This is a genomic window from Bradyrhizobium sp. Rc3b, from assembly GCF_900114915.1.
In the GTDB taxonomy this organism is placed as follows: Bacteria; Pseudomonadota; Alphaproteobacteria; order Rhizobiales; family Xanthobacteraceae; genus Bradyrhizobium.
In genome coordinates this window covers 49835-71089 of record NZ_FOUS01000001.1, presented here as the reverse complement: position 1 = coordinate 71089, position 21255 = coordinate 49835, and the positions used below count along the sequence as shown (strand labels likewise).

Genomic DNA, 21255 nt, shown 5'->3' with positions numbered 1-21255 from the left:
CCTGTCTGTCATTCACACCGCAACTAGCCGCTCGCCTCGCAGGAACGCAAGCAGCGGCAGCAGCGGCAGACCGAGAATGGTGAAATGATCGCCTTCGATCCGCTCGAACAGATGGATGCCCAGGCTTTCAAGCTGATAGGCCCCGACGCTGGTGGTGACGGCGTCACCGGCAGCGTCCAGATAGGCTGAAAGCTCGTCCTCGGTCATCTCGCGCATGGTCATGCGGGCGACCGCGACGTCTTCGAAAACAATCTGGCCGTCATGTGCCACGGCCACGGCGGAATTCAGCTCATGGCTGTTGCCGGCGAGATCGCGCAATTGCGCCAATGCCTGCGGACGGCCTGCAGGCTTGTTGAAAAGACGGTTGCCAAGAGCCAGTGTCTGATCGGCCCCGATCACGTAGCTTCCGGGATGATTGGCCGAGATCGCCTTGGCCTTTTCGCGCGCCAGCAGCAGAGCGATCTCGCGCGGATTTGAAAGCGCTGAAGCGGCTTGAATACCGCGCTCGTCGATATCGGCGGTAACAGCCTTGAACTCCAGCCCGGCATTGGCCAGCAGCATTTTTCGCGCGCTGCTCTGCGAGGCCAGGATCAACGGAGATTTGCCGAGCCACAGACCCATCGCGAAAGCTATCCGGAAGGCCGGTTGCGCTGACGATCGCTGTAGAGCTTCATGATCGCCGCCGCGGTTTCCTCAATCGAGCGTCGCGTGACGTCCAGCAGCGGCCAATCGTGCTTGGCGCTGAGCTTGCGCGCAAACGCAACTTCCTCGGTGACTGACTGCCTGTCGGTATAGGTGTCGTTGCCGGAATCGGTCCCCATCGAGAGCAGGCGATTCTGACGGATCTGGATCAGGCGTTCCGGCGTCGCGTGCAGGCTGACGACCAGCGGCCGCGTCAGCGTCTCCAGTTGCGAAGGCACCGGGATGCCGGGAACCAGTGGCACGTTGGCGGTGCGGATGCCGCGATTGGCCAGATAAATCGACGTCGGCGTCTTGGAAGTGCGGGACACGCCGACCAGCACGACGTCGGCATCGTCAAGGCCTTCGACATGCTGACCATCGTCATGGATCATGGTGTAGTTCAGCGCATCGATGCGCTTGAAATATTCTGCGTTGAGGACGTGCTGGGCGCCGACGCGGCCGGTGGTCGCAGCCCCGAGATAGGCTTCGAACAGCTGCATCACCGGACCGATGATCGACAGGCTCGGAACATTGATCTCCTTGCACTTGTCCTCGAGCCTGGAGACCAGATCCTTCTCCAGCAGCGTGAACAGTACGATCCCCGGCGCTTCCTCGATTTCGTCGAGCACGCGGTCGAGCTGCTTCTGGCTGCGCACCAGCGGATAGACGTGCTCGACCGGGGTGACGTTGGCGTATTGCGCGGCGACGGCCCGGGCCACGGTGATCAGCGTCTCGCCGGTGGAGTCGGACACGAGGTGCAGATGGAAATAATTGTTCGAGGTTGGCACGAAAACTCTTTGGATGAAGGCGGGGTGATTTGTGGATTTCTGTGGAGCTTAACCCCTCGGAAAGGGTTGCGCGACACCAGGGGCGGGACAAGTGCCAATTTTCTTCACACCGCTGCCCGTCAGGACAAGTCCGGCGCCCTCGCTGCAGGGAAACGGGATTGCGCGGACAACCCCCTTGATAAGCTGCCGACAGAAAGGCGCAAGCCTTTGAAGCTGGCCGACTTATCGCAAGTCGCCAGAGCGATCAGGGATATGTTGATGGATGTGAACAAGCGCGCGTGAATGCGCGGACGGAATTGCGTGAGTCCAATCCACGGTCACATAGACTCAAACCTTAAGAATCTAAGATTCTAGATTTGAGGAAGGCGCTACGGACGGATATGTGTGCAGGCAAGACCTTAACGAGTTCTTACTATCCCCAGCGTTCCCTCGGCTGGGTCGGAAATCCGGAAGCAGAAAATGTTTGAAGACGTCTATCTCTGGATCAAGGCGCTGCACGTGATTGCGGTCATCGCCTGGATGGCGGGCATGCTCTATCTGCCGCGGCTGTTCGTCTATCACAGCGAGGCCGAAATCGGCTCGAAACAGTCCGAGACGTTCAAGATCATGGAACGCCGGCTGCTCAAGGCCATCATCAACCCGGCCATGACCGTCACCTGGCTCGCCGGCCTTTATCTTGCCTGGTCCGGCCATTGGTTCTCATTCGGCTGGTTGCACGTAAAACTGGCACTGGTCCTGGCGATGTCGGCGGTCCACGGCTTTTTTTCCCGCTGGCTGAAGGATTTCGCCGCCGACCGGCGCTCTCGGACCCAGAAATTCTATAGAATTATCAACGAGGTGCCGACCGTTCTGATGATTTTCATCGTCATCATGGTGATCGTGAAGCCGTTCTAGGCAAGACGCGCGACGATTAGCTCAGCGCTTCGGCTTGCGGAGCGGGGAGCGATTTTCTATATTATCGATATCCCACCCAACGCAGGCGGATGTGGTTGTGTCTGAGCTTTCCAGAGGCCGGACACCGCATCAGGTTTGAAGCCTCATCGGCACTTAACCTTGCCAGACCTGCGGACCTTATCTTCTCACGTCCGCATTTCAGAGCCTCCTCGCACCCCTCCCAAGGTTACCCCACAGGACCACCCCAATGCGGGAAATTAAACTCGAAGACCTCAAGTCCAAAACGCCGGCCGAGCTCGTCTCGTTCGCGGAGGAGAATGGGGTCGAGAATGCCAGCACCATGCGCAAGCAGGAGCTGCTGTTCGCCATCCTCAAGCAGCTCGCGCTCGCCGAGACCGATATTGTCGGCCAGGGCGTCGTCGAGGTTCTCTCCGACGGCTTCGGCTTCCTCCGCTCGCCCGATGCGAATTATCTGCCGGGCCCGGACGACATCTACGTTTCGCCGTCGCAGATCCGCCGTTTCGGCCTGCGCACCGGCGATACCATCGAAGGCCACATCCGCAGCCCGAAAGAGGGCGAGCGCTATTTCGCGCTGCTGAAGGTCAATACGCTCAATTTCGAGGACCCGGAAAAGGCCAAGCACAAGGTCAATTTCGACAACCTCACGCCGCTGTTTCCGAATCAGCGTTTCCGCATGGAGATCGACGATCCGACGCGGAAAGACTTGTCTGCACGCGTGATCGACATCGTCGCGCCGATCGGCAAGGGCCAGCGCGCCTTGATCGTCGCGCCGCCGCGCACGGGTAAAACCGTGCTGATGCAGAACATCGCGCACTCGATCACGCACAATCATCCCGAATGCTATCTGATCGTGCTGTTGATCGACGAGCGTCCGGAAGAAGTCACGGACATGCAGCGCTCGGTGAAGGGCGAGGTCGTGTCATCGACCTTCGACGAACCGGCGGTGCGTCACGTCCAGGTCGCCGAGATGGTGATCGAAAAAGCAAAACGTCTGGTCGAGCATGGCCGCGACGTCGTGATCCTGCTCGATTCGATCACGCGGCTCGGTCGCGCCTACAACACCGTGGTGCCGTCATCCGGCAAGGTGCTGACCGGCGGTGTCGACGCCAACGCGCTGCAGCGCCCGAAGCGCTTCTTCGGTGCCGCCCGCAACATCGAGGAGGGCGGCTCGCTGACCATCATCGCGACCGCGCTGGTCGATACCGGCAGCCGCATGGACGAAGTCATCTTCGAAGAGTTCAAGGGCACCGGTAACTCGGAGCTGATCCTGGACCGCAAGGTCTCGGACAAGCGCACCTTCCCGGCGATCGACATCTCGCGCTCCGGCACTCGCAAGGAGGAGCTCATCACCGATCCGCAGGTGCTCAAGAAGATGTACGTGCTCCGCCGCATCCTCAACCCGATGGGCACGATGGACGCGATCGACTTCCTGCTCGACAAGCTGCGCTCGACCAAGAGCAATTCGGAGTTCTTCGACTCCATGAACACCTGATTGCAGTGCAATATGAAATTTAAGGGCGCCTTCGGGCGCCCTTTTTGTTGTGCAGCTTTGCTGCAGCGAAGGTGCAGCATGGAGCTATATCGAAGCGCAGATCCGGGCTGCTCGGAAGATGTTGATATGTCTACACAATATTTGACGTGCGTTGGGTGGACCTTCCAATCGGCGAGATTTTTGCAGCAAATTCCTGGGTCTTTGCTGCAATGCAATATGATCTTTGCTGCGGCAAAATCGCAGCAAAACCGACCCGCCGCGGTCTAGGGAATGGCCCCGTTTGCCTTTTCGTCGCGAGCCGGACAAATAGGCCATGCATCCGCGAGACCAGACCATCTTTGCACTGTCGTCCGGCCGGGCGCCGAGTGCGATCGCCGTGGTGCGCATTTCGGGTCCACAGGCCGGCTTGGCGTTGACGACCCTGGCGGGGAAGCTGCCGGCGTCGAGGCAGGCCAGCCGCCGGCTGCTTCGTGACGGCGCGGGCCAGCCGATCGACGATGCGGTCGTGCTGTGGTTTCCGGGGCCGGCCAGCGCGACCGGCGAGGACGTCGCCGAATTCCACGTGCATGGCGGCCGCGCGGTCCTGGCCGCGCTGCTTGCTGCTATTTCTGTAATTCCGAATACGCGTGCGGCCGAGCCCGGCGAATTCACGCGGCGCGCCTTCGAGAATGGCAAGCTCGACCTCACCGAAGCCGAGGGCCTCGACGATCTCATCCACGCCGACACCGACCGCCAGCGCCGTCAGGCGCTGCGCCAGCTGCAGGGCCTGCTCGGGGACCGTGCGCGCGACTGGCGCGAGCGCATCATCGAGGCGTCGGCGCTGATCGAGGCCGGCATCGATTTTTCCGATGAGGGTGATGTGCCGGCGGAGCTAAGGGCGCCGGCGGTGCAAGCGATCAAAGCGCTGCACGATGAAATTGCAGAAGTCCTTGCAGCACAGGGACATTCTGAACGTCTGCGCGAGGGCCTCGTGGTTGCGATCGCGGGCGAGCCGAATGTCGGCAAGTCGACCCTGATGAATCAGCTCGCGCGCCGCGAGGTCGCGATCGTCTCGCCCTATGCCGGCACGACGCGCGACGTGATCGAGGTCCAGCTCGATCTCGATGGTTATCCCGTCACGGTGATCGACACTGCCGGCATTCGCGAGACGGATGATCCGGTCGAGCAGGAGGGCGTGCGCCGGGCGAGGGCCCGCGCCGAAGACGCCGACCTCGTGCTGTGGCTGGTGGAGGCGGAGCAGGCCGTCGATCCCAGTGCGATGCGGTCGCCGCGGACGTCTGATGAGGGCGATCCGTCCGGTGGACCGGTCTGGATCGTCCGCAACAAGATCGACCTGAGCGAGGGCGTCGTACCGCGGGCCGAGTTCGAGATCTCCGCGAGCCGGGGGGATGGTGTCCCGGACCTTGTGGACGCGCTGGTTAAATTCGCCTCTGAGTTTTTCGGAGCCACCGAGGGCGCGCTGGTGACCCGGGCTCGCCAGCGGGATCTGTTGGTCCGGACGTCAGAAAGCTTGCGCCGGAGCCTGGACCTTGTAGAAGACGGCGAGGAGCTTGCGGCCGAAGAGCTGCGCGCTGCCGCTTATGCCTTGGGCCGATTGCTGGGCCGGGTGGATGTCGAAGACGTCCTCGGAGCCATCTTCCAAAAGTTCTGTATCGGAAAGTAAGTCTAGTTCTTCATTGTAGAACTAGCCCTTGTTCCATTCTTTGTGTTTCACGTGAAACATTCCAGGGCTCGTTGTCGCTCGATATCTGGATCCGCTTTGAAGTTCGGATGGGCACAGCGCGAGCACGGCGAATGGAAGTTCCCTCTCTCTGTGCACAAAGGACCGCTTCAGCGGCGCTACGCTCGCCCAGTCATTGCGAGGAACCTCGCGACGAAGAGACCCAGACTGCCTTCTGAGGAGGGATTCTGGATTGCGCTTTGTTCGCAATGAAGAGTGTGGCGGCGAGCGGACCCAACATCCACCGGTCGGCACTTTGTCCGGGGAATGCCGATTTCGTTTCACGTGAAACACGAGCCAATCCAACTGTCATTCTACTGTGCATGGGGTAGTTTTCGCGAAATCGCTTGGGCCCCCTGATCCGTGTTTCACGTGAAACATCCGCCCACGAGTTTCTTCTTCCGGCTTTCCCGACACTGAGCTAGAAGTCCGCCATGCGAACAGTGCGAGAAAGCTTCGACGTCATCGTGATTGGCGGCGGCCACGCCGGCTGTGAAGCCGCGGCTGCGGCCGCCCGGATGGGCGCGACGACCGCTCTGGTGACGCATCGTTTCTCCACGATCGGTGCGATGTCCTGCAATCCCGCGATCGGCGGCCTCGGCAAGGGTCATCTGGTTCGGGAGGTCGATGCGCTGGACGGTCTGATGGGTCGCGTGGGCGATGCCGGCGGCATCCAGTTTCGCGTGCTCAATCGCCGCAAAGGTCCCGCCGTCCGCGGTCCTCGCGCCCAAGCAGACCGGAAGCTCTATGCCGCCGCGATGCAGGCCGCGATCCGGCAGACCGAGGGTCTCTCGGTCATCGAGGGCGAGGCTGACGAGTTGATCGTGGCCGATAGCCGAGTCACCGGTCTGCGCCTGGCCGATGGCCGTGAGCTTCGGGCAGGGGCTGTGGTTGTCACCACGGGCACCTTCCTCCGCGGTCTCATTCATCTCGGCGAGAAGAACTGGCCGGCCGGCCGCGTCGATGAGGCGCCCGCGATGGGTCTTTCCGGCTCGTTTGAGCGCGCCGGCTTCACCCTGGGACGGCTCAAGACCGGCACTCCGCCGCGTCTGGACGGCACCACGATCGACTGGTCGGCGGTCGAAATGCAGCCCGGCGACGAGCCGCCGGAGCCGTTCTCGGTGATGACCGAGCGGATCACGACCCCGCAGATCCAGTGCGGCATCACCCGGACCACGTCCGCGACCCATGAGGTGATCCGGGCCAATGTTCATCGCTCGCCGATGTACTCCGGCCAGATCAAGAGCTCTGGTCCCCGCTATTGCCCCTCGATCGAGGACAAGATCGTCCGCTTTGGCGATCGCGACGGTCACCAGATCTTCCTGGAGCCGGAAGGGCTCGACGACAGCACGGTCTATCCCAACGGCATCTCGACTTCGCTGCCCGAGGAAGTCCAGCTCGCGATCCTCGCCAGCATTCCTGGCCTGGAGCGGGTCAAGATGGTCCGCCCGGGCTATGCCATCGAATACGACCATATCGATCCCCGCGAGCTCGATCCGACCCTGCAGACCAAGCGTCTGCGCGGCCTGTTCCTGGCCGGACAGATCAACGGCACCACCGGATACGAAGAGGCCGCCGGGCAGGGCATCGTGGCCGGCCTGAACGCGGCATTGGCTGCGAGCGGGGCCGCACTGACCGTGTTCGACCGCGCCGATGGCTATCTCGGCGTGATGATCGACGACCTCGTGACCCGCGGGATCAGCGAGCCCTATCGAATGTTCACATCTAGGGCCGAGTACCGGCTGACACTGCGGGCGGACAATGCTGATCAGCGCCTGACCGAGAAGGGGATCGCTTTGGGGTGCGTCGGCAGTGCCCGGACCCAGCATCACCGTGCCAAGATGGACGCCCTGAACGCGGCCAGGACGCTCTCGAAGTCGCTGGCGATCACCCCGAACGAGGCGATCAAGCACGGACTGTCCCTGAATCGGGACGGCCAACGCCGGTCGGCGTTCTCGCTGATGGCCTACCCGGATATCGGCTGGAGCCAGATCCGCGCGATCTGGCCGGAGCTGTCGGCCATCGACCCTGTTATCGCCACCCATCTCGAGATCGACGCCAAGTACGATGTCTACCTCGAGCGCCAGAGCGCCGACGTCGAAGCCTTCCGGCGCGACGAGGGGCTGGTGCTGGCGGACGTCGATTACCAGCAGGTGCCCGGGCTCTCCAATGAGGTGCGCGCCAAGCTGGCGAAGGCACGGCCGTTCACGGTCGGTCAGGCCGGCCGCATCGATGGCATGACGCCGGCGGCACTCGGTATTCTCGCGGCCTATCTCCGCCGCGAGGCACGGAAGACTTCCCAGGCAATCGCATAGGCGTTTCACGTGAAACAGCGCGGACCGGGCGGGGACAGACCGCTATCGCGACGACCCGGAACGGGTGAGGGCGCTGGGCGGCGTAGCGAACCGCCGGCAAGACCGAAGATCGACAAGGCCAGCAGCGCCAATGATCAGTCGCTCGATGCCATCATCGCCGCGGACAAGATCGCGGCGCTCAAACTCGCGCCCGTTTCACGTGAAACCGAGATACGGCTCGACCGCTACATTGCGCTGCTGCGGGAGTGGCAGGCCAAGACCAATCTCGTCGCGCCCTCGACCCTGCCAAACCTCTGGACCCGGCACATCGCCGATTCGCTCCAGCTTGTCGATCTCGCGCCGACCGCAAAGCGCTGGGCTGACCTCGGCAGCGGCGGCGGTTTTCCCGGCGTCGTGCTGGCCTGCGCTATGGCGGCGTCGCCGGACGCGAAAGTTCACCTCGTCGAGCGAATCGCCAAGAAGGCGGCATTTCTGCGCGAAGCAATTCGCGTCACCACATCTCCGGGAGTCGTACATCTCGCTGAGATCGGGGATAATGTGGATAGAATCACCGGCCCCGTCGATTGCGTCACCGCGCGTGCGCTGGCTCCGCTACATCAACTCATCGGCTTTGCGGAGCCGCTGATGCGCCAGGGCGCAAAGGCGTTATTTCCTAAGGGTCAAGATGTAGAGGCTGAATTGACCGAAGCCGCTAAATATTGGAATATCGAGCCTCGGCTCCACCAAAGCCGCACGGGTGACGGCTGGATCGTGGAGCTCGATGCCGCCGAACGGCGCAGCTGAGGCGCTCAGGGGTTGAGTGGGGAAAATTTCGATGACCGTGATTGACGAGCCGCAGCAAGAACAGACCCAAGAACCGACCAGCGAGGTGCCGCATGGCCATCCGCGCATCCTGGCGCTGGCGAATCAGAAGGGCGGTGTGGGAAAAACAACCACAGCGATCAACCTCGGCACGGCGCTCGCTGCGATCGGCGAGCGCGTCCTGATCGTCGATCTCGATCCGCAGGGCAACGCCTCGACCGGCCTCGGCATCGATCGCCGCAACCGCTCATGCTCGACCTATGACGTGCTGATCGGTGAAGCCCCGCTGCGCGAGGCCGTGGTCTCGACCGCGGTGCCGCGGCTGCACATCGCGCCCTCGACCATGGATCTCTCCGGCCTCGAGCTCGAGCTCGGCACCACGCCAGGCCGCGCCTTCAAGCTGCGCGACGCGATCGGAGCGCTCAACAACAACGTCTCTCCGGACGCCGACTACACCTATGTACTGATCGACTGCCCGCCCTCGCTCAACCTGCTCACGGTGAACGCGATGGCGGCGTCCGATGCGATCCTGGTGCCGCTGCAGTGCGAGTTCTTCGCGCTCGAAGGTCTGTCGCAATTGCTGCAGACGGTGGAGCAGGTTCGTTCGACGCTCAATCCGAACCTGTCGATCCACGGCATCGTGCTGACCATGTTCGACTCGCGCAACAACCTCTCGAACCAGGTCGTCGCCGACGTCCGGCAGTTCATGGGCGAGAAGGTTTACAAGACCATGATCCCGCGGAACGTGCGCATCTCCGAAGCGCCGTCCTACGGCAAGCCGGTGCTGGTCTACGATCTCAAATGCGTCGGCAGCGAAGCGTATTTGCGGCTTGCCACTGAAGTGATTCAGCGCGAGCGCGAGCTACGCGTCACGCATTGACGGTGCCGTAGGGTGGGCAAAGGCGTCTTCGCCGTGCCCACCATCTTCACCGCATAAGCAACCGGTGGGCACGCTGCGCTTTGCCTACCCTACGTTCGAAATTCAGTTCTGGAGTGCTGTAGCGTGAATCCAAGGGAGCTGGCGATGGCCGACGAAGCGCGTTCGCGACTGGGCCGGGGTCTTGCAAGTCTGATCGGTGATGTCGGCGGCGAGGCCCAGCATGTCGATCGGCCGCGCGCGCAGCGCAAGGTGCCGATCGAGTTCATCAAGGCCAATCCCCGCAATCCGCGCCGCACCTTTTCGGACACCGAGCTGAAGGAGCTCAGCGAGTCGATCAGGCAGCACGGCGTGATCCAGCCGATCGTGGTGCGTCCGGTGAAGGGCGCACAGGATCGCTTCGAGATCATCGCCGGCGAGCGGCGCTGGCGCGCCTCGCAGATGGCCGGCCTGCACGAGGTGCCGATCGTCCCGGTCGACATCAGCGACAGCGATGCGCTGGAGTTCGCGATCGTCGAGAACGTGCAGCGCGAGGACCTCAACCCGATGGAAGAGGCGCAAGGCTATCACGCGCTCGCCAACGAGTTCAAACGCAGCCAGGACGACATCGCAAAAGTCGTCGGCAAGAGCCGCAGCCACGTCGCCAACATGATGCGGCTGACGAAGCTGCCGGCGGAGGTGCAGGCCTTCATCGCGACCGGCGAGCTGACCGCAGGTCACGCCCGCGCCCTGATCGGCGTGCCGGATCCGCTCGCCGCCGCCAAGCGCATCGTCGAGGAGGGCCTCAACGTCCGCCAGGCCGAAGCGCTCGCGCATGAAGAGGGCGTGCCCGAGCGCAAGCCGCAGAAGGCGCGCGCTATCGGGGGCAAGGAAAAGGACCCCGACACGATCGACCTGGAGAAGCGCGTCAGCGACGCGCTCGGTCTCAAGGTCACCGTCAATCACCGCGACCCCGGCGGCTCGGTCCAGATCAGCTACCGCAACCTCGATCAGCTCGACGAGGTGATGAAGCGGCTGGCCAAGGGCGCGCTGTAGGCCAAGCCCTCGCTGTCGTCCCCGCGAACGCGGGGACCCATACCGCGTGATTTAGCGATCGGGCCGGGGGCGCAGTACCGGACTGCAAGTCTTCGCCAAACCACTTCCTGTGATTATGGATCCCCGCGTTCGCGGGGATGACAGCGTGGCTCAGCCCCGCCGCTTTGCATTCGCAGCAATGGCCATCAATGTCCGCTGGGCGATGGCGGCGGCTAGCGTGGACTGCTTGCGGGTGTCGAGCGCCGCGGTTGCGAGCTGCTCGATAATGGCGGCGAGCCGCGCCACGCTGAAATTTCGCAGCGCCGTTTCGACCGCGGGCTTACGTGAGAAATGCAGGCGCGGATAGCCGCCGTCGAGCACAGCGGAGGCAGGCTGACCCTCGGCGATCGCGAGCGCGGATTTGTGCAGCCACGCAGCCTGGCGCTGCGCGGCGGAAATGATCACGCCGGGATAGGTGCCGGCGATCATGGCTTTTGCGAATTCGGTCTCGACGATGTCGGGCCGTCCGGCAAAGGCGCCGTCGACGATCGGGTCGAGCTTCAGCTCGGAGGCGTCGGCGACCACGGCCATCACGTCATCCAGCGTGACCTCGCCCTTGCCGTGGGCGTAGAGCGTCAGCTTGCGCAGCTCGTTGCGCGAGGCCTGGCGGTCGCCGCCGAGGAACGACATCAGCGCCGCACGGGCATCCTGCGCGATGCGCAAATTGGCGATGCGCAATTCGTCATCCATCAGCTTGGCGAGGTCGCGCTCCGTGTCGGGATAGCAGCCGATCGCCACCGCGGCCTTGGCCTTCTCGCAGGCTTTTCGCAGCGGCGAGTCCGGACGCAGCTCGCCGGCCTCGATCACGATGCGGCAATCCTTCACGCTCATCTCGGCCAGCGTGTCGATGCCGCTGGCAAAGCTGCGCGAGCCGGCGCGGATGCGGATGGCGCGGCGGCCGCCGAACAGCGGCACCGTCATGGCCTCGTCGACGAGGCGCGAGGGCTCGGCGGAGAGCTCGTCGCCGTCGAGCTTGACCAGCGAGAACGGATCGTTGGGATCATCGACTGCCGATGCGATCAGCGCATCGGCGCGCTCGCGCACCAGGCCGGCATCGGGACCGTAGAGCAGGATGATCGGGCGGCCCGCATCGGGGCGGGCGAGGAAGGCGTCGATCTCTTTTCCACGCAGCGCGACCATGTTGCCTGTTGCCTTGTCATTCCGGGGCGCGCGAAGCGCGAACCCGGAATCCAGAGGTTGGGAAACGAGATTCTCAGGTGCGCAATTGCGCACCGTAGTTCTCGCTTCGCGAGCCCCGAATGACGGGAATAATCAGGTGCCAGCGGTGAAGAACGAGGCGAGCCGGGTCGTGATGTTCTCGGCGATCTCGTTGGCGGCACGATCCTCCGCGTCGCGGACGGCGCGGGTGCGGGAGAAGCGCTGATAGGACCCGGGCATGTCATAGGACACGCGCGAGAACGTGGTGCCGGTCATCACCGACTTGCCGGTCGCGACCTCGATCAGATTGTACTGGGCGTCGATGCCGAGGTTTTCGCTGGTCGGCAATCCCGTCGTGGCGCTGACGATCAGCGAAGAACGGCTGGAGATGAAGCGGATGTCCAGCCGATGGGTCGGTGGCATTCCCGTCGCAGTGCCGTAGAGCTTGAAGGCGAGAGCATTGCGGACTTCGACACCGATGCGGGCCTCGCGGGAGGCATTGGGCTTGGCGATCGGCGGGAGCTCGACCCCCATCAGCTTCTCGCGCAAGCCGGGGGTGCCGTCGCCACGCTCGGCATACATCGGCTGGAAGCAACCAGCCGTCAGCGCCGCCAATGCGGCGACCGCCAGCAAGCGGGCTGCGATGCGGATCCTAGCCGACAACATTTACGATCCTCTTGGGGACGATGATCACCTTGCGGACGGGCTTGCCGTCCAGGGCCAGTTTTACTGCATCGAGAGCCAAAACGGCAGCCTCGATTTCCGGATTCTGGGCCGCTGTTGCAACTGTGACGTCACCCCGCTTCTTGCCGTTGACCTGGACCACGAGGGTCACGCTGTCTTCAACCAGCAAATCGCGTTCGATTTGCGGCCAATTGGCCTCGGAAACCAGCCCGCTCTGGCCCAGAGCCTGCCAGCACTCTTCGGCAAGATGCGGCATCATCGGGGAGAACAGCTGGACCAGGATCTGGCTGGCTTCCCGGATCGCCCAGGCCAAATCTGCAGCGGGCTGGCCGGGTCGCTGCAGGATCTCCGAGAAGGTATTGGCGAATTCGCGGATATGGGCCAGGCAGACGTTGAAGTGCAGCCGCTCGATTCCGGTGGTGACCTTGTCGAGCGCGCCATGGGCGGCCTTGCGCAAGGCAGTCGCGTCCGGGCCGAAGCTGGCCGGCCGGGCCGCCGGCGCGGCTTTGCCGAGCTCAATGGAATCGTTCACCAGCCGCCACAGCCGCTGCACGAAACGCGAGGCACCCTGGACGCGCTCGTCGCTCCAGATCACGTCGCGGTCGGGCGGGGAATCCGACAGCATGAACCAGCGGGCGACATCGGCGCCGTAGGTCTCGATGATGTCATCGGGATCGACCGTGTTCTTCTTCGATTTCGACATCTTCTCGATCGGGCCGATCTGGATGTCTTCGCCCGTCGTCAATAGCGTTGCGCGGCGGCCATTTCCGCCGACCTCGACCTTGACCTCGGCCGGCTGCACATAGGTGCCGTCGGCCTTCTGGTAGGTCTCGTGCACCACCATGCCTTGCGTGAACATGCCGGCGAACGGCTCGTCCAGCGCGATGTGCCCGGTCGCCTTCATCGCGCGGGTGAAGAAGCGGCTGTAGAGCAGATGCAGGATCGCGTGCTCGACGCCGCCGATATATTGGTCGACCGGCAGCATCCGGTTGGCGACGGCGGGTGTCGTCGGCGCGGTCTCGTTCCAGGGATCGGTGAAGCGCGCAAAGTACCAGGACGAATCCACGAAGGTGTCCATGGTGTCGGTTTCGCGCTGGGCTTTGCCGCCGCATTTGGGGCAGGTGACGTGCTTCCAGGTCGGATGATGGTCGAGCGCATTGCCGGGCTTATCGAAGGTCGCATCGTCAGGCAGCGTGACCGGCAAATCGGCATCCGGTACCGGCACCACATCACATTTCGGGCAATGGATGACGGGAATCGGGCAGCCCCAATAGCGCTGGCGTGAGATACCCCAGTCGCGCAGGCGGAAATTCACCTGGCGCTCGCCGACCGGCGCGTTGCCGCGCAGCTCGCTTTCCAGACGTTTGGCGACCTCGTCCTTGGCCTGCTCGATGGTCATGCCGTCGAGGAAGCGCGAATTGATCATGCGGCCGTCACCGTCATAGGCGGTGTCGGTGATGACGAACGACGTCGGATCCTGGCCCTCGGGGCATACCACCGGCGTGTTGCCGAGGTTGTACTTGTTGACGAAGTCGAGGTCGCGCTGGTCATGCGCCGGGCAGCCGAAGATCGCGCCGGTGCCGTATTCCATCAGCACGAAATTCGCGACATAGACCGGAAGCTTCCAGGACGGATCGAACGGGTGCACGGCGCGGATGCCGGTGTCAAAGCCCTGCTTCTCCGCGGTGTCGATGATCGACTGCGCGGTGCCGATCTTCTTGATGTCGGCAATGAACTCCGCAAGCTCGGGGTTCTTCGCGGCGGCTGCCTGCGCCAGCGGATGATCTGCCGAGATCGCCATGAATTTCGCGCCGAACAGCGTGTCCGGGCGCGTCGTGAAAATCTTCAGCTCACTCTCGCCGGCGGGCGTCGTCGCCTGATCCAGCGCGAAGCGAACCAGCAGCCCTTCCGAGCGGCCGATCCAGTTGCGCTGCATCAGCCGCACCTTGTCGGGCCAGCGATCGAGCCCATCGAGCGCGGACAGCAGCTCCTGCGAGTACTTCGTGATCTTGAAGACCCATTGGCTCATCTCACGCTGCTCGACGATCGCACCGGAGCGCCAGCCGCGGCCGTCGATCACTTGCTCGTTGGCGAGCACGGTCATGTCGATCGGATCCCAGTTGAGCTTGCGCTTCTCGCGCTCGGCGAGGCCGGCGGCAAGCATGTCCAGGAACATCTTCTGCTGATGCTTGTAGTAGCTGGGGTCGCAGGTCGCGAATTCGCGTGACCAGTCCAGCGACAGCCCGATCGAGCGGAGCTGCTTCTTCATCGCGGCGATGTTGTCGTAGGTCCAGGCTTTCGGCGCGACCTTGCGCTCGATCGCGGCATTCTCGGCCGGCAGGCCGAAGGCGTCCCAGCCCATCGGATGCAGCACGTTGAACCCCTTGGCGCGCATGAAGCGGGCCAGCACGTCGCCGAGCGTATAATTCCGGACATGGCCGATATGGATGCGCCCGGACGGGTAGGGGAACATCTCGAGCACATAATATTTCGGCCGCGAATCGTCGTTCTTGGAGACGAAGATCGCCTGTTCGTCCCAGAGGCGTTGCCAGCGCGGTTCGGCGTCGCGGGCGTTATAGCGTTCGGAGGTCATGGAATCGTTGGGGTTTTCGTGGGTTCGGCCGTCTCAAGACGGCGGACTAGGCCATAGAAGTCCTTAGGGGGTCAATGGGTTGCCGCAGTTTGGAACCTTGCCGGCGCCTCCGCATAACTACGAAGGTCGACGTTGGGGTGTGATTAAGGGGTCAATGCCAATTTGCGGCCCGACGAGACCGCATGAGTGCGATGGATTCCAGCTTCGACGAGCCCGATTACGACTATGCCGCGTCCATTGCCGGACGGGCGATGCGGAGCATGGCCGAACAGCGGATTGCGCCGACCCCGGCCAATTTTGCCGTCTGGTTCCTGTATTTCGGCGACGGCCACGAGGATCTGCGCAACGCGATCGATCTCCTGATCGACCACAATCGTCCGTTCGACGCCCGAACCAATCAGGACCTGTTCAAGACCTATGTCGCGCCCCAGGTGAGTGCCGCCGTGGTCGACACGTCCGAGCGGCTGCAGGCGCTCATGGGGGCCGCGAAGGAGTTTCTGGCGACCGCGATCGCCGACAATCATTCGCAGATGCAGGTCATCAGCGAGGTGGCGGACCAGGGCAAGGCCGGCGTCGATCCGAAGGCGCTGGTTGCCCAGCTCATGAACGAGCTGGCGCGGGCCGCCACACGGGCGACACGGCTGGAAGCAGGCTTTGCGGAAAAGACCCGCGAGCTCGACGTGATCCGCGATTCGCTATCGAGGTCCGAGGAGCGCGCCCGGACCGACACGCTGACCGGCCTCGCAAACCGGCGGGCGCTCGACGAATTCCTGCGCAAGGCGCGGGCGACTGCGGCGTGGGGCGAGCCGCTCAGCGTGCTGATGCTCGACATCGACCACTTCAAGACCTTCAACGACAATTTCGGCCACGGCGTCGGCGACCAAGTGCTGCGCCTGATGGCGAAGGTGCTGCGTGAAAAGGTTCGCGAGCAGGATCTGCCGGCCCGCTATGGCGGCGAGGAGCTGATCGCGGTGCTGCCGGATGCCGATCTCGCCACCTGTGCCGAGATTGCCGAGCGGATCAGGCGCGCGCTCGCCGAGTGCACGATCACCCGCCGCTCCACCGGCGAGGTCCTGCCCAGCATCAGCGTGTCGATCGGCGTGGCGCAGTACCGGGCCGGCGAAGCGGTCAACGATCTCATCGAGCGCTGCGACCGCGCGCTCTATCTCGCCAAGGGCAGCGGCCGCAATCGCGTGGTGACGGAAACCGAGCTCGATCGCGTGGGGACTGCGGGTTAGGCGCTCGCCGCCATCATCATTTCGACGGCGCCGGTCTCGATCGCCTGCACGCCGTGCTCGACGACATTGTTGCGGCCGCGGTGTTTTGCGGCGTAGAGCGCGGCGTCGGCGGCTTCGATCAAGTCGCCGGGACGCAAGGCCTCGTTCGGCTTCGTCGCGGCAACGCCGATCGAGACGGTGACGATCATGTGGGCCGAGGTGATGTGCGGCAGGCACAGCTTCAGCACGGCCGCGCGGGCCAGCTCGCCGATTTCGACGGCGCGGTTCACGTCGGTGTTCGGCAGCAGCAGGCAGAACTCCTCGCCGCCATAGCGTGCCGCGAAGCCCATCGTGTCGGCGGCGATGCCGGACAGCGACTCGCCGAGCCTGGTCAGGCAGGAATCGCCTTCGAGATGGCCATAGGTGTCGTTGAACAGCTTGAAATGGTCGACGTCGATCATCAGCAGCGCGAGGTCGCTGCCATATTGCTGCGCGCGCATCCACTCGAAGTCGAGCCGGCTCTGGAAGCCGCGCCGGTTGGCGAGCCCCGACAGCATGTCGATCGAGGCCATCACCGTCAGCCGGTCGTTGCTCGCGATCAGCTCGCGCTCGCGCTGGCTCAGCTGCGCCGCCATCGCGTTGAACGCGCGGGCCAGCGGCACGAACTCGGCCGGCAGGCGATTGCGCGCCGCGCGCGCCGACAGATCGCCCTCGCCGAGACGCTTGGCCATGTCGACGAGCATCTCGATCGGCTTGATGACGAGCTTTTCGGCGGCGATCAGCGCGCCGAGCAGGACGAACACGACGACGAAAGCGAGCTGGAGATAGGCGGTGCGGATGTCGCGGTTGACCGCCGCGGACACCTTGTCTTCGTCGATGCTGGCGATCAGGCGGGCGTTGGTGCCGGAGATGCGGATGTAGCTGACCGCGCGGCGCGAGCCGTCGGCGGCGAGGAAAGACAGTGAGCCTTCATCCTGATCGGAACGCAGCGCCCTGTCGGCGATCGCCGACATCAGCGGCATGTTGTCGAGCGGACGGCCGACTGCGCTGTGCTGATCGGCCGGCGCGGCCAGCACGGTGCCTGCGCTGTCGACCAGCACGGCCGTGATGCCGGCGCGGCCGCCCAGATTGCTCATGACCTTCGACATCCAGTCGAGATTGACCGTGGCAAGGACGACGGCATCGGACACGCCGCTGAAGGCCGATACGGGATAAGCCGCCATCACCGTCGGTGCTGCTATCGGCCGCGACAGGATGAAATCGCTCAGCACGAAGCGGCCGCTCGTTTGGGCCTGCTGAAAGTAGGGCCGGTCGCTCAGGTCGAGGCCGACATACATATTGTTCGTCGCGCACTGGATGCGCCCGTCTGCGCCGGCGATCAAAAGCGTGCGGATCCAGGGCAGGTTCGACGGCAGGCTCGCGCGCAGCACGTCGCAGCTCTTGCTGACGCCGCCGGCGGAGGCACGAATGAAGGCCTCCGACTTCAGGATGGTCTCGACCGACGAGATCACCTCGCGTTGCGCATCGGCGCTGTGCCGCGCGACGGTGGTGAATTCAACGGTGGCCTGTGCGATCTGCCGGGTGCGGGTATCTTCGAGCGAACGGATGCGCTCGAGCATCAAGGGTGCCACCAGAATCACCGCGAGCAATGCAAGCCGCGCCCGGATTCCGAGAACCTGCTTGAGTTTCGCTCGTTTGCGGTTGAGACTGATTGTTGCCATCTTCGCTACCCACCCCGTCGGCCAAGGTAAAGCGAAGGGTTCAAAAACTCTTTCTTGAACTCGGTAAAATTGGACTTACCTCGGTCAGGATCATAGCCAATCGACGTCATGACAGAAGCCAACGCCGCGCCGGTAACCGGCCATTCACCAATCGCGCTTGCCGCGGTCGAAGCCGAAATCGCCCGTGCCTGCAAGGATGCGCGACGCGATCGCGCCTCCGTGACCCTGATCGCGGTGTCCAAGACTTTCGCCGCGGATGCAATTACCCCGGTTATCGACGCCGGACAGCGCGTATTCGGCGAGAATCGGGTACAGGAGGCCAAAGGCAAGTGGCCTGCGTTAACGTCTGTTTACTCCGGCATCGCGCTGCATCTGATCGGTCCGCTGCAATCCAACAAGGCGAAAGAGGCGGTCGCGCTGTTCGATGCGATCCATTCGGTCGACCGTCCGAGCATTTGCCAGGCGTTAGCCAAGGAAATCGAATCCCAGAACAAGCACCCGCAACTCTTCGTCCAGATCAACACCGGCGAGGAGCCGCAGAAGGCCGGCATCGCGCCCGGCGAGGCCGACGCCTTCCTCGCCAGCTGCCGCGACACCTATGGGCTGACGATCTCTGGATTGATGTGCATCCCGCCGGTCGACGAGCCGCCGGCGGCGCATTTCGCGCTGACCGCCAAGATCGCCGCGCGTAATGGATTGACCAATCTCTCGATGGGCATGAGCGCGGATTTCGCCAATGCCATCATGCTAGGTGCCACCCATGTGCGCGTGGGGAGTGCGATCTTCGGGCATAGATAGTTGTTGTCGTCCCTGCGAACGCAGGGACCCATACCGCGTGATCTCCGATTGATAGGTGGTCTTCGTACCGACGAAACTCAGGTAACTCCCAATCCTCGCCAAACTTCTCCCTGGGGTTATGGGTCCCTGCGTTCGCAGGGACGACGGCGGAGTGGGTCGGGCCTACACAAACCCCACCGATACCTTCCCGAGCACGCCAAAGTCCGCCGCGAGATGATCGCTGGCCTGGATCGGCAGCGGCGGATGGCACGTGCCTGTGGTCACCACCTCCCCTGCCCGCAAGGTCAATCCAAGTCCGCCCAGCTCATTGGCGAGCCAGGCGAGCGCTACGCGGGGATCGCCGAGCACGTTCTTGCCGTGGCCGACATAGCGCTCGCCGCGCAGCGTGATCTGTGGCCGTTCCTCGACCAGATCCATCCCACGCCAGTTCGCAGTCGTCGCCGCGCCCAGCACGAACAGATGCGCGCAGGCATTGTCGGCGATCAGCTGCGCCTCGCCCGCTCCAGCGAAATCGGCAAACCGCGAATCGGGAATTTCGATCGCAGGATGGAAGGTGTCGACGGCGGCGAGCACCTCATCGACGCTGTAGGGCGTTGCACGCGGCGGCAGATCGCGTCCCATGCGGAAGGCGAATTCAGGTTCGCCGACGCGCATCTCGTTGCCCTTGATCGACGCAGTGCCGCCATCGGCGATCACGGTGTCGCTCATGATGCGGCCGGCCAGCGGTCCGGTGACGTTGATGTGCTTCTGTCCTGATACGCTCGTGGCCGCGATCTTCCAGCCGAACAATGTCCCGTGCGACAGTGTTTCGAGCCCGGCCTGGATAGCATAGCCCTCCGTGCGGCTCTGCGGCCGCAGCTGCGACTCCAGCACCTCAAGCTTGGTGCCGTCGCGCCAATGTTGAACGAGGGTGCGCGAGGCGGCCGCGATCTGATCCCTGTCGAGCATGCATCCTCACCCGATGATGATTCTTGTTCGTGGCCCCAATCGCCGCAGCAATTGCAGCATCGCAGATTTCGTCATGGAGACGCAGCCCGCGGTCGGGCCGAAATTGTCGCGGGCCAGGTGCAAGAATACCGCGCTGCCGCGGCCGGCGACCCGCGGTCGCGTGTTGTGGTCGATTTCGATGATGAAGTCATAGAGATGGTCGGCCCGCTTGAGCCGGTCACCGCCCTGCCCCTCGTCGAGCCGGATTCCCTGGTTGTAATGGCGATCCCTGGGGTCCTCGCACCAGGCGTCTTCTGCGGTGATGATCCGGGCGGGCAGGAAGCTCTGCGGACGGCTGTGCCGGTCACCCCGCCACCACAAGCGCCTCGGACGGAAGCTGCCCCTGGGGGTGCCGCCGTCGCCCTCGCGCTTGTTGGCCAGGATGCCGCCCCGCCCCAGCGCAACCGGTATGGTCAGCGATCCCGCCGTCAGCCAGCCTCGGCGCGGATTCCCGGCCGCAGGCTTAACGCGGATCACAGAGAGCGGTCCGGCGCTTCGATTCTTGGTGTAACTAACTGAAGCTGCTTTATTTTTCATGTGAACGTGCAATGTCGAATTCATTACAGGACATTCATCAAACCGGCCTGCTATTCTGAGTTAGAGTGCTTCCGGCTTGTGAATCGGTAACAGCCCACTACTTCAACACGAACAACAATAATAACAGCGACCCCTAAACTTCCCCTCACGGCTGGGTGCAGCATGGATGCGCGCCGAGCCGGACCCCAAAAGGATGACCCCCTATGGCCAATGCCCGCAAGATCCTGATCGTGGATGACGATACCGATCTGCGCGACACGTTGGTGGAGCAATTATCGCTACACGAAGAATTCGAAGCTTCCGCGGTCGATACCGGCGCCAAAGGCGCGAGCGCGGCCAAGGCCAATGCTCCCGATCTCGTCCTGATGGACGTCGGCCTGCCCGACACCGACGGCCGCGAGGTGGTCCGCTCCTTGCGCAAGGGCGGCTTCAAGGCTCCGATCATCATGCTGACCGGGCACGACACCGATTCCGATACGATTTTGGGGCTTGAATCCGGCGCCAACGACTATGTGGCAAAGCCCTTTCGTTTCGCCGTTCTGCTGGCCCGCATCCGCGCCCAGCTGCGCCAGCACGAAGCCAGCGAGGACGCGGTGTTCTCGGTCGGCCCCTACTCCTTCCGGCCCGGCTCCAAGATGCTCACCGCCGCCAATGCGCGCAAGGTGCGGCTGACGGAGAAGGAGACCGCGATCCTCCGCTTCCTCTACCGCGCCGGCCAAATGCCGGTCTCGCGCGAGACCCTGCTCCAGGAGGTCTGGGGTTATAATTCCGGCGTCACCACCCACACGCTGGAAACCCACATCTACCGCCTCCGCCAGAAGATCGAGAAGGATGCCGCCAACCCGGAAATCCTGGTCACGGAAGCCGGTGGCTACAAGCTGGTGCCGTGATACGCTC

At 63.5% G+C, this 21255-nt stretch carries 18 protein-coding genes; 10 read left to right on the top strand and 8 right to left on the bottom strand.

What is annotated here, in order from left to right; genetic code table 11:
- Positions 1-12 precede the first annotated feature (12 nt).
- The gene (locus tag BM190_RS00330) at positions 13-621 is read right to left on the bottom strand and encodes a Maf family protein (RefSeq protein WP_018323539.1); all 609 of its coding nucleotides are present in this window, start codon (positions 619-621) and stop codon (positions 13-15) included.
- An 8-nt stretch (positions 622-629) separates the two neighbouring features.
- Entirely contained in the window at positions 630-1469 is an 840-nt protein-coding gene (locus BM190_RS00325) for a pyruvate, water dikinase regulatory protein (protein ID WP_018323540.1), read from the bottom strand.
- Positions 1470-1928: 459 nt separating this feature from the next.
- On the opposite strand from BM190_RS00325, the gene hemJ reads away from it, so the two are divergent.
- The 7 genes from hemJ (at position 1929) to BM190_RS00285 (ending at position 10624) form a co-directional block, all read left to right on the top strand.
- Entirely contained in the window at positions 1929-2363 is a 435-nt protein-coding gene (gene hemJ, locus BM190_RS00315; RefSeq protein ID WP_092251322.1) for a protoporphyrinogen oxidase HemJ, read from the top strand.
- 247 nt (positions 2364-2610) lie between these two features.
- Positions 2611-3876, top strand: coding sequence for a transcription termination factor Rho (gene rho / locus BM190_RS00310; RefSeq protein ID WP_008133567.1), 1266 nt, complete (start codon positions 2611-2613; stop codon positions 3874-3876).
- A 313-nt stretch (positions 3877-4189) separates the two neighbouring features.
- Positions 4190-5539, top strand: a complete 1350-nt coding sequence (mnmE, locus tag BM190_RS00305; RefSeq protein WP_092251321.1) for a tRNA uridine-5-carboxymethylaminomethyl(34) synthesis GTPase MnmE — start codon at positions 4190-4192, stop codon at positions 5537-5539.
- Positions 5540-6030: 491 nt separating this feature from the next.
- Positions 6031-7911: a tRNA uridine-5-carboxymethylaminomethyl(34) synthesis enzyme MnmG gene (mnmG, locus tag BM190_RS00300; RefSeq protein WP_092251320.1), complete on the top strand. Its 1881-nt coding sequence runs from the start codon at positions 6031-6033 to the stop codon at positions 7909-7911.
- Between the two features lie 108 nt (positions 7912-8019).
- Positions 8020-8694, top strand: coding sequence for a 16S rRNA (guanine(527)-N(7))-methyltransferase RsmG (gene rsmG, locus BM190_RS00295; protein WP_177236883.1), 675 nt, complete (start codon positions 8020-8022; stop codon positions 8692-8694).
- 31 nt (positions 8695-8725) lie between these two features.
- On the top strand, positions 8726-9592 hold the full coding sequence (locus BM190_RS00290) for a ParA family protein (protein ID WP_091965364.1): 867 nt from the start codon (positions 8726-8728) through the stop codon (positions 9590-9592).
- 144 nt (positions 9593-9736) lie between these two features.
- Entirely contained in the window at positions 9737-10624 is an 888-nt protein-coding gene (locus BM190_RS00285; protein ID WP_177236834.1) for a ParB/RepB/Spo0J family partition protein, read from the top strand.
- A 150-nt stretch (positions 10625-10774) separates the two neighbouring features.
- On the opposite strand, the gene holA is transcribed toward BM190_RS00285, so the two are convergent.
- The 3 genes from holA to leuS form a co-directional block, all read right to left on the bottom strand.
- On the bottom strand, positions 10775-11803 hold the full coding sequence (holA, locus tag BM190_RS00280; RefSeq protein ID WP_092251317.1) for a DNA polymerase III subunit delta: 1029 nt from the start codon (positions 11801-11803) through the stop codon (positions 10775-10777).
- A gap of 132 nt (positions 11804-11935) precedes the next feature.
- Positions 11936-12487, bottom strand: a complete 552-nt coding sequence (lptE, locus tag BM190_RS00275) for an LPS assembly lipoprotein LptE (RefSeq protein ID WP_092251312.1) — start codon at positions 12485-12487, stop codon at positions 11936-11938.
- The gene (gene leuS / locus BM190_RS00270; protein ID WP_092251311.1) at positions 12474-15098 is read right to left on the bottom strand and encodes a leucine--tRNA ligase; all 2625 of its coding nucleotides are present in this window, start codon (positions 15096-15098) and stop codon (positions 12474-12476) included. Before leuS ends, lptE begins: the two co-directional genes overlap by 14 nt.
- Positions 15099-15289: 191 nt before the next feature.
- Between leuS and BM190_RS00265 the strand changes: the two genes are divergently transcribed.
- Complete coding sequence (locus BM190_RS00265) at positions 15290-16336, top strand: GGDEF domain-containing protein (protein WP_177236882.1); 1047 nt, start codon at positions 15290-15292, stop codon at positions 16334-16336.
- Here the strand turns inward: BM190_RS00265 and BM190_RS00260 are convergent.
- Positions 16333-18036 (bottom strand): diguanylate cyclase domain-containing protein, encoded by a 1704-nt coding sequence (locus BM190_RS00260; RefSeq protein ID WP_092251310.1) that lies wholly within the window; start codon positions 18034-18036, stop codon positions 16333-16335. The two genes, BM190_RS00265 and BM190_RS00260, sit on opposite strands and share 4 nt — an antisense overlap.
- 108 nt (positions 18037-18144) lie before the next feature.
- Between BM190_RS00260 and BM190_RS00255 the strand changes: the two genes are divergently transcribed.
- Positions 18145-18834, top strand: coding sequence for a YggS family pyridoxal phosphate-dependent enzyme (locus BM190_RS00255; RefSeq protein WP_092251309.1), 690 nt, complete (start codon positions 18145-18147; stop codon positions 18832-18834).
- 162 nt (positions 18835-18996) lie between these two features.
- On the opposite strand, the gene BM190_RS00250 is transcribed toward BM190_RS00255, so the two are convergent.
- Both BM190_RS00250 and BM190_RS00245 read right to left on the bottom strand, forming a co-directional pair.
- A complete protein-coding gene (locus BM190_RS00250) occupies positions 18997-19782 on the bottom strand; it encodes a 2-keto-4-pentenoate hydratase (RefSeq protein WP_092251308.1) in 786 nt (261 codons plus the stop codon).
- A 6-nt stretch (positions 19783-19788) separates the two neighbouring features.
- Positions 19789-20382: a L,D-transpeptidase family protein gene (locus BM190_RS00245; RefSeq protein ID WP_092251307.1), complete on the bottom strand. Its 594-nt coding sequence runs from the start codon at positions 20380-20382 to the stop codon at positions 19789-19791.
- Positions 20383-20561: 179 nt separating this feature from the next.
- On the opposite strand from BM190_RS00245, the gene BM190_RS00240 reads away from it, so the two are divergent.
- Positions 20562-21248, top strand: coding sequence for a response regulator transcription factor (locus tag BM190_RS00240; protein WP_007598630.1), 687 nt, complete (start codon positions 20562-20564; stop codon positions 21246-21248).
- The last annotated feature ends 7 nt before the right edge of the window (positions 21249-21255 follow it).

Excerpts from the sequence above, each read along its gene's own strand:
- lptE (WP_092251312.1), bottom strand. The coding sequence starts at position 12,487 with ATGTTGTCGGCTAGGATCCGCATCGCAGCCCGCTTGCTGGCGGTCGCC.
- BM190_RS00290 (WP_091965364.1), top strand. The coding sequence starts at position 8,726 with ATGACCGTGATTGACGAGCCGCAGCAAGAACAGACCCAAGAACCGACC.
- mnmG (WP_092251320.1), top strand. The coding sequence starts at position 6,031 with ATGCGAACAGTGCGAGAAAGCTTCGACGTCATCGTGATTGGCGGCGGC.
- holA (WP_092251317.1), bottom strand. The coding sequence starts at position 11,803 with ATGGTCGCGCTGCGTGGAAAAGAGATCGACGCCTTCCTCGCCCGCCCC.
- BM190_RS00285 (WP_177236834.1), top strand. The coding sequence starts at position 9,737 with ATGGCCGACGAAGCGCGTTCGCGACTGGGCCGGGGTCTTGCAAGTCTG.
- BM190_RS00245 (WP_092251307.1), bottom strand. The coding sequence starts at position 20,382 with ATGAATTCGACATTGCACGTTCACATGAAAAATAAAGCAGCTTCAGTT.
- hemJ (WP_092251322.1), top strand. The coding sequence starts at position 1,929 with ATGTTTGAAGACGTCTATCTCTGGATCAAGGCGCTGCACGTGATTGCG.
- BM190_RS00265 (WP_177236882.1), top strand. The coding sequence starts at position 15,290 with ATGGATTCCAGCTTCGACGAGCCCGATTACGACTATGCCGCGTCCATT.
- leuS (WP_092251311.1), bottom strand. The coding sequence starts at position 15,098 with ATGACCTCCGAACGCTATAACGCCCGCGACGCCGAACCGCGCTGGCAA.
- mnmE (WP_092251321.1), top strand. The coding sequence starts at position 4,190 with ATGCATCCGCGAGACCAGACCATCTTTGCACTGTCGTCCGGCCGGGCG.
- rho (WP_008133567.1), top strand. The coding sequence starts at position 2,611 with ATGCGGGAAATTAAACTCGAAGACCTCAAGTCCAAAACGCCGGCCGAG.
- BM190_RS00250 (WP_092251308.1), bottom strand. The coding sequence starts at position 19,782 with ATGCTCGACAGGGATCAGATCGCGGCCGCCTCGCGCACCCTCGTTCAA.
- BM190_RS00255 (WP_092251309.1), top strand. The coding sequence starts at position 18,145 with ATGACAGAAGCCAACGCCGCGCCGGTAACCGGCCATTCACCAATCGCG.
- BM190_RS00260 (WP_092251310.1), bottom strand. The coding sequence starts at position 18,036 with ATGGCAACAATCAGTCTCAACCGCAAACGAGCGAAACTCAAGCAGGTT.
- BM190_RS00330 (WP_018323539.1), bottom strand. The coding sequence starts at position 621 with ATGGGTCTGTGGCTCGGCAAATCTCCGTTGATCCTGGCCTCGCAGAGC.
- BM190_RS00240 (WP_007598630.1), top strand. The coding sequence starts at position 20,562 with ATGGCCAATGCCCGCAAGATCCTGATCGTGGATGACGATACCGATCTG.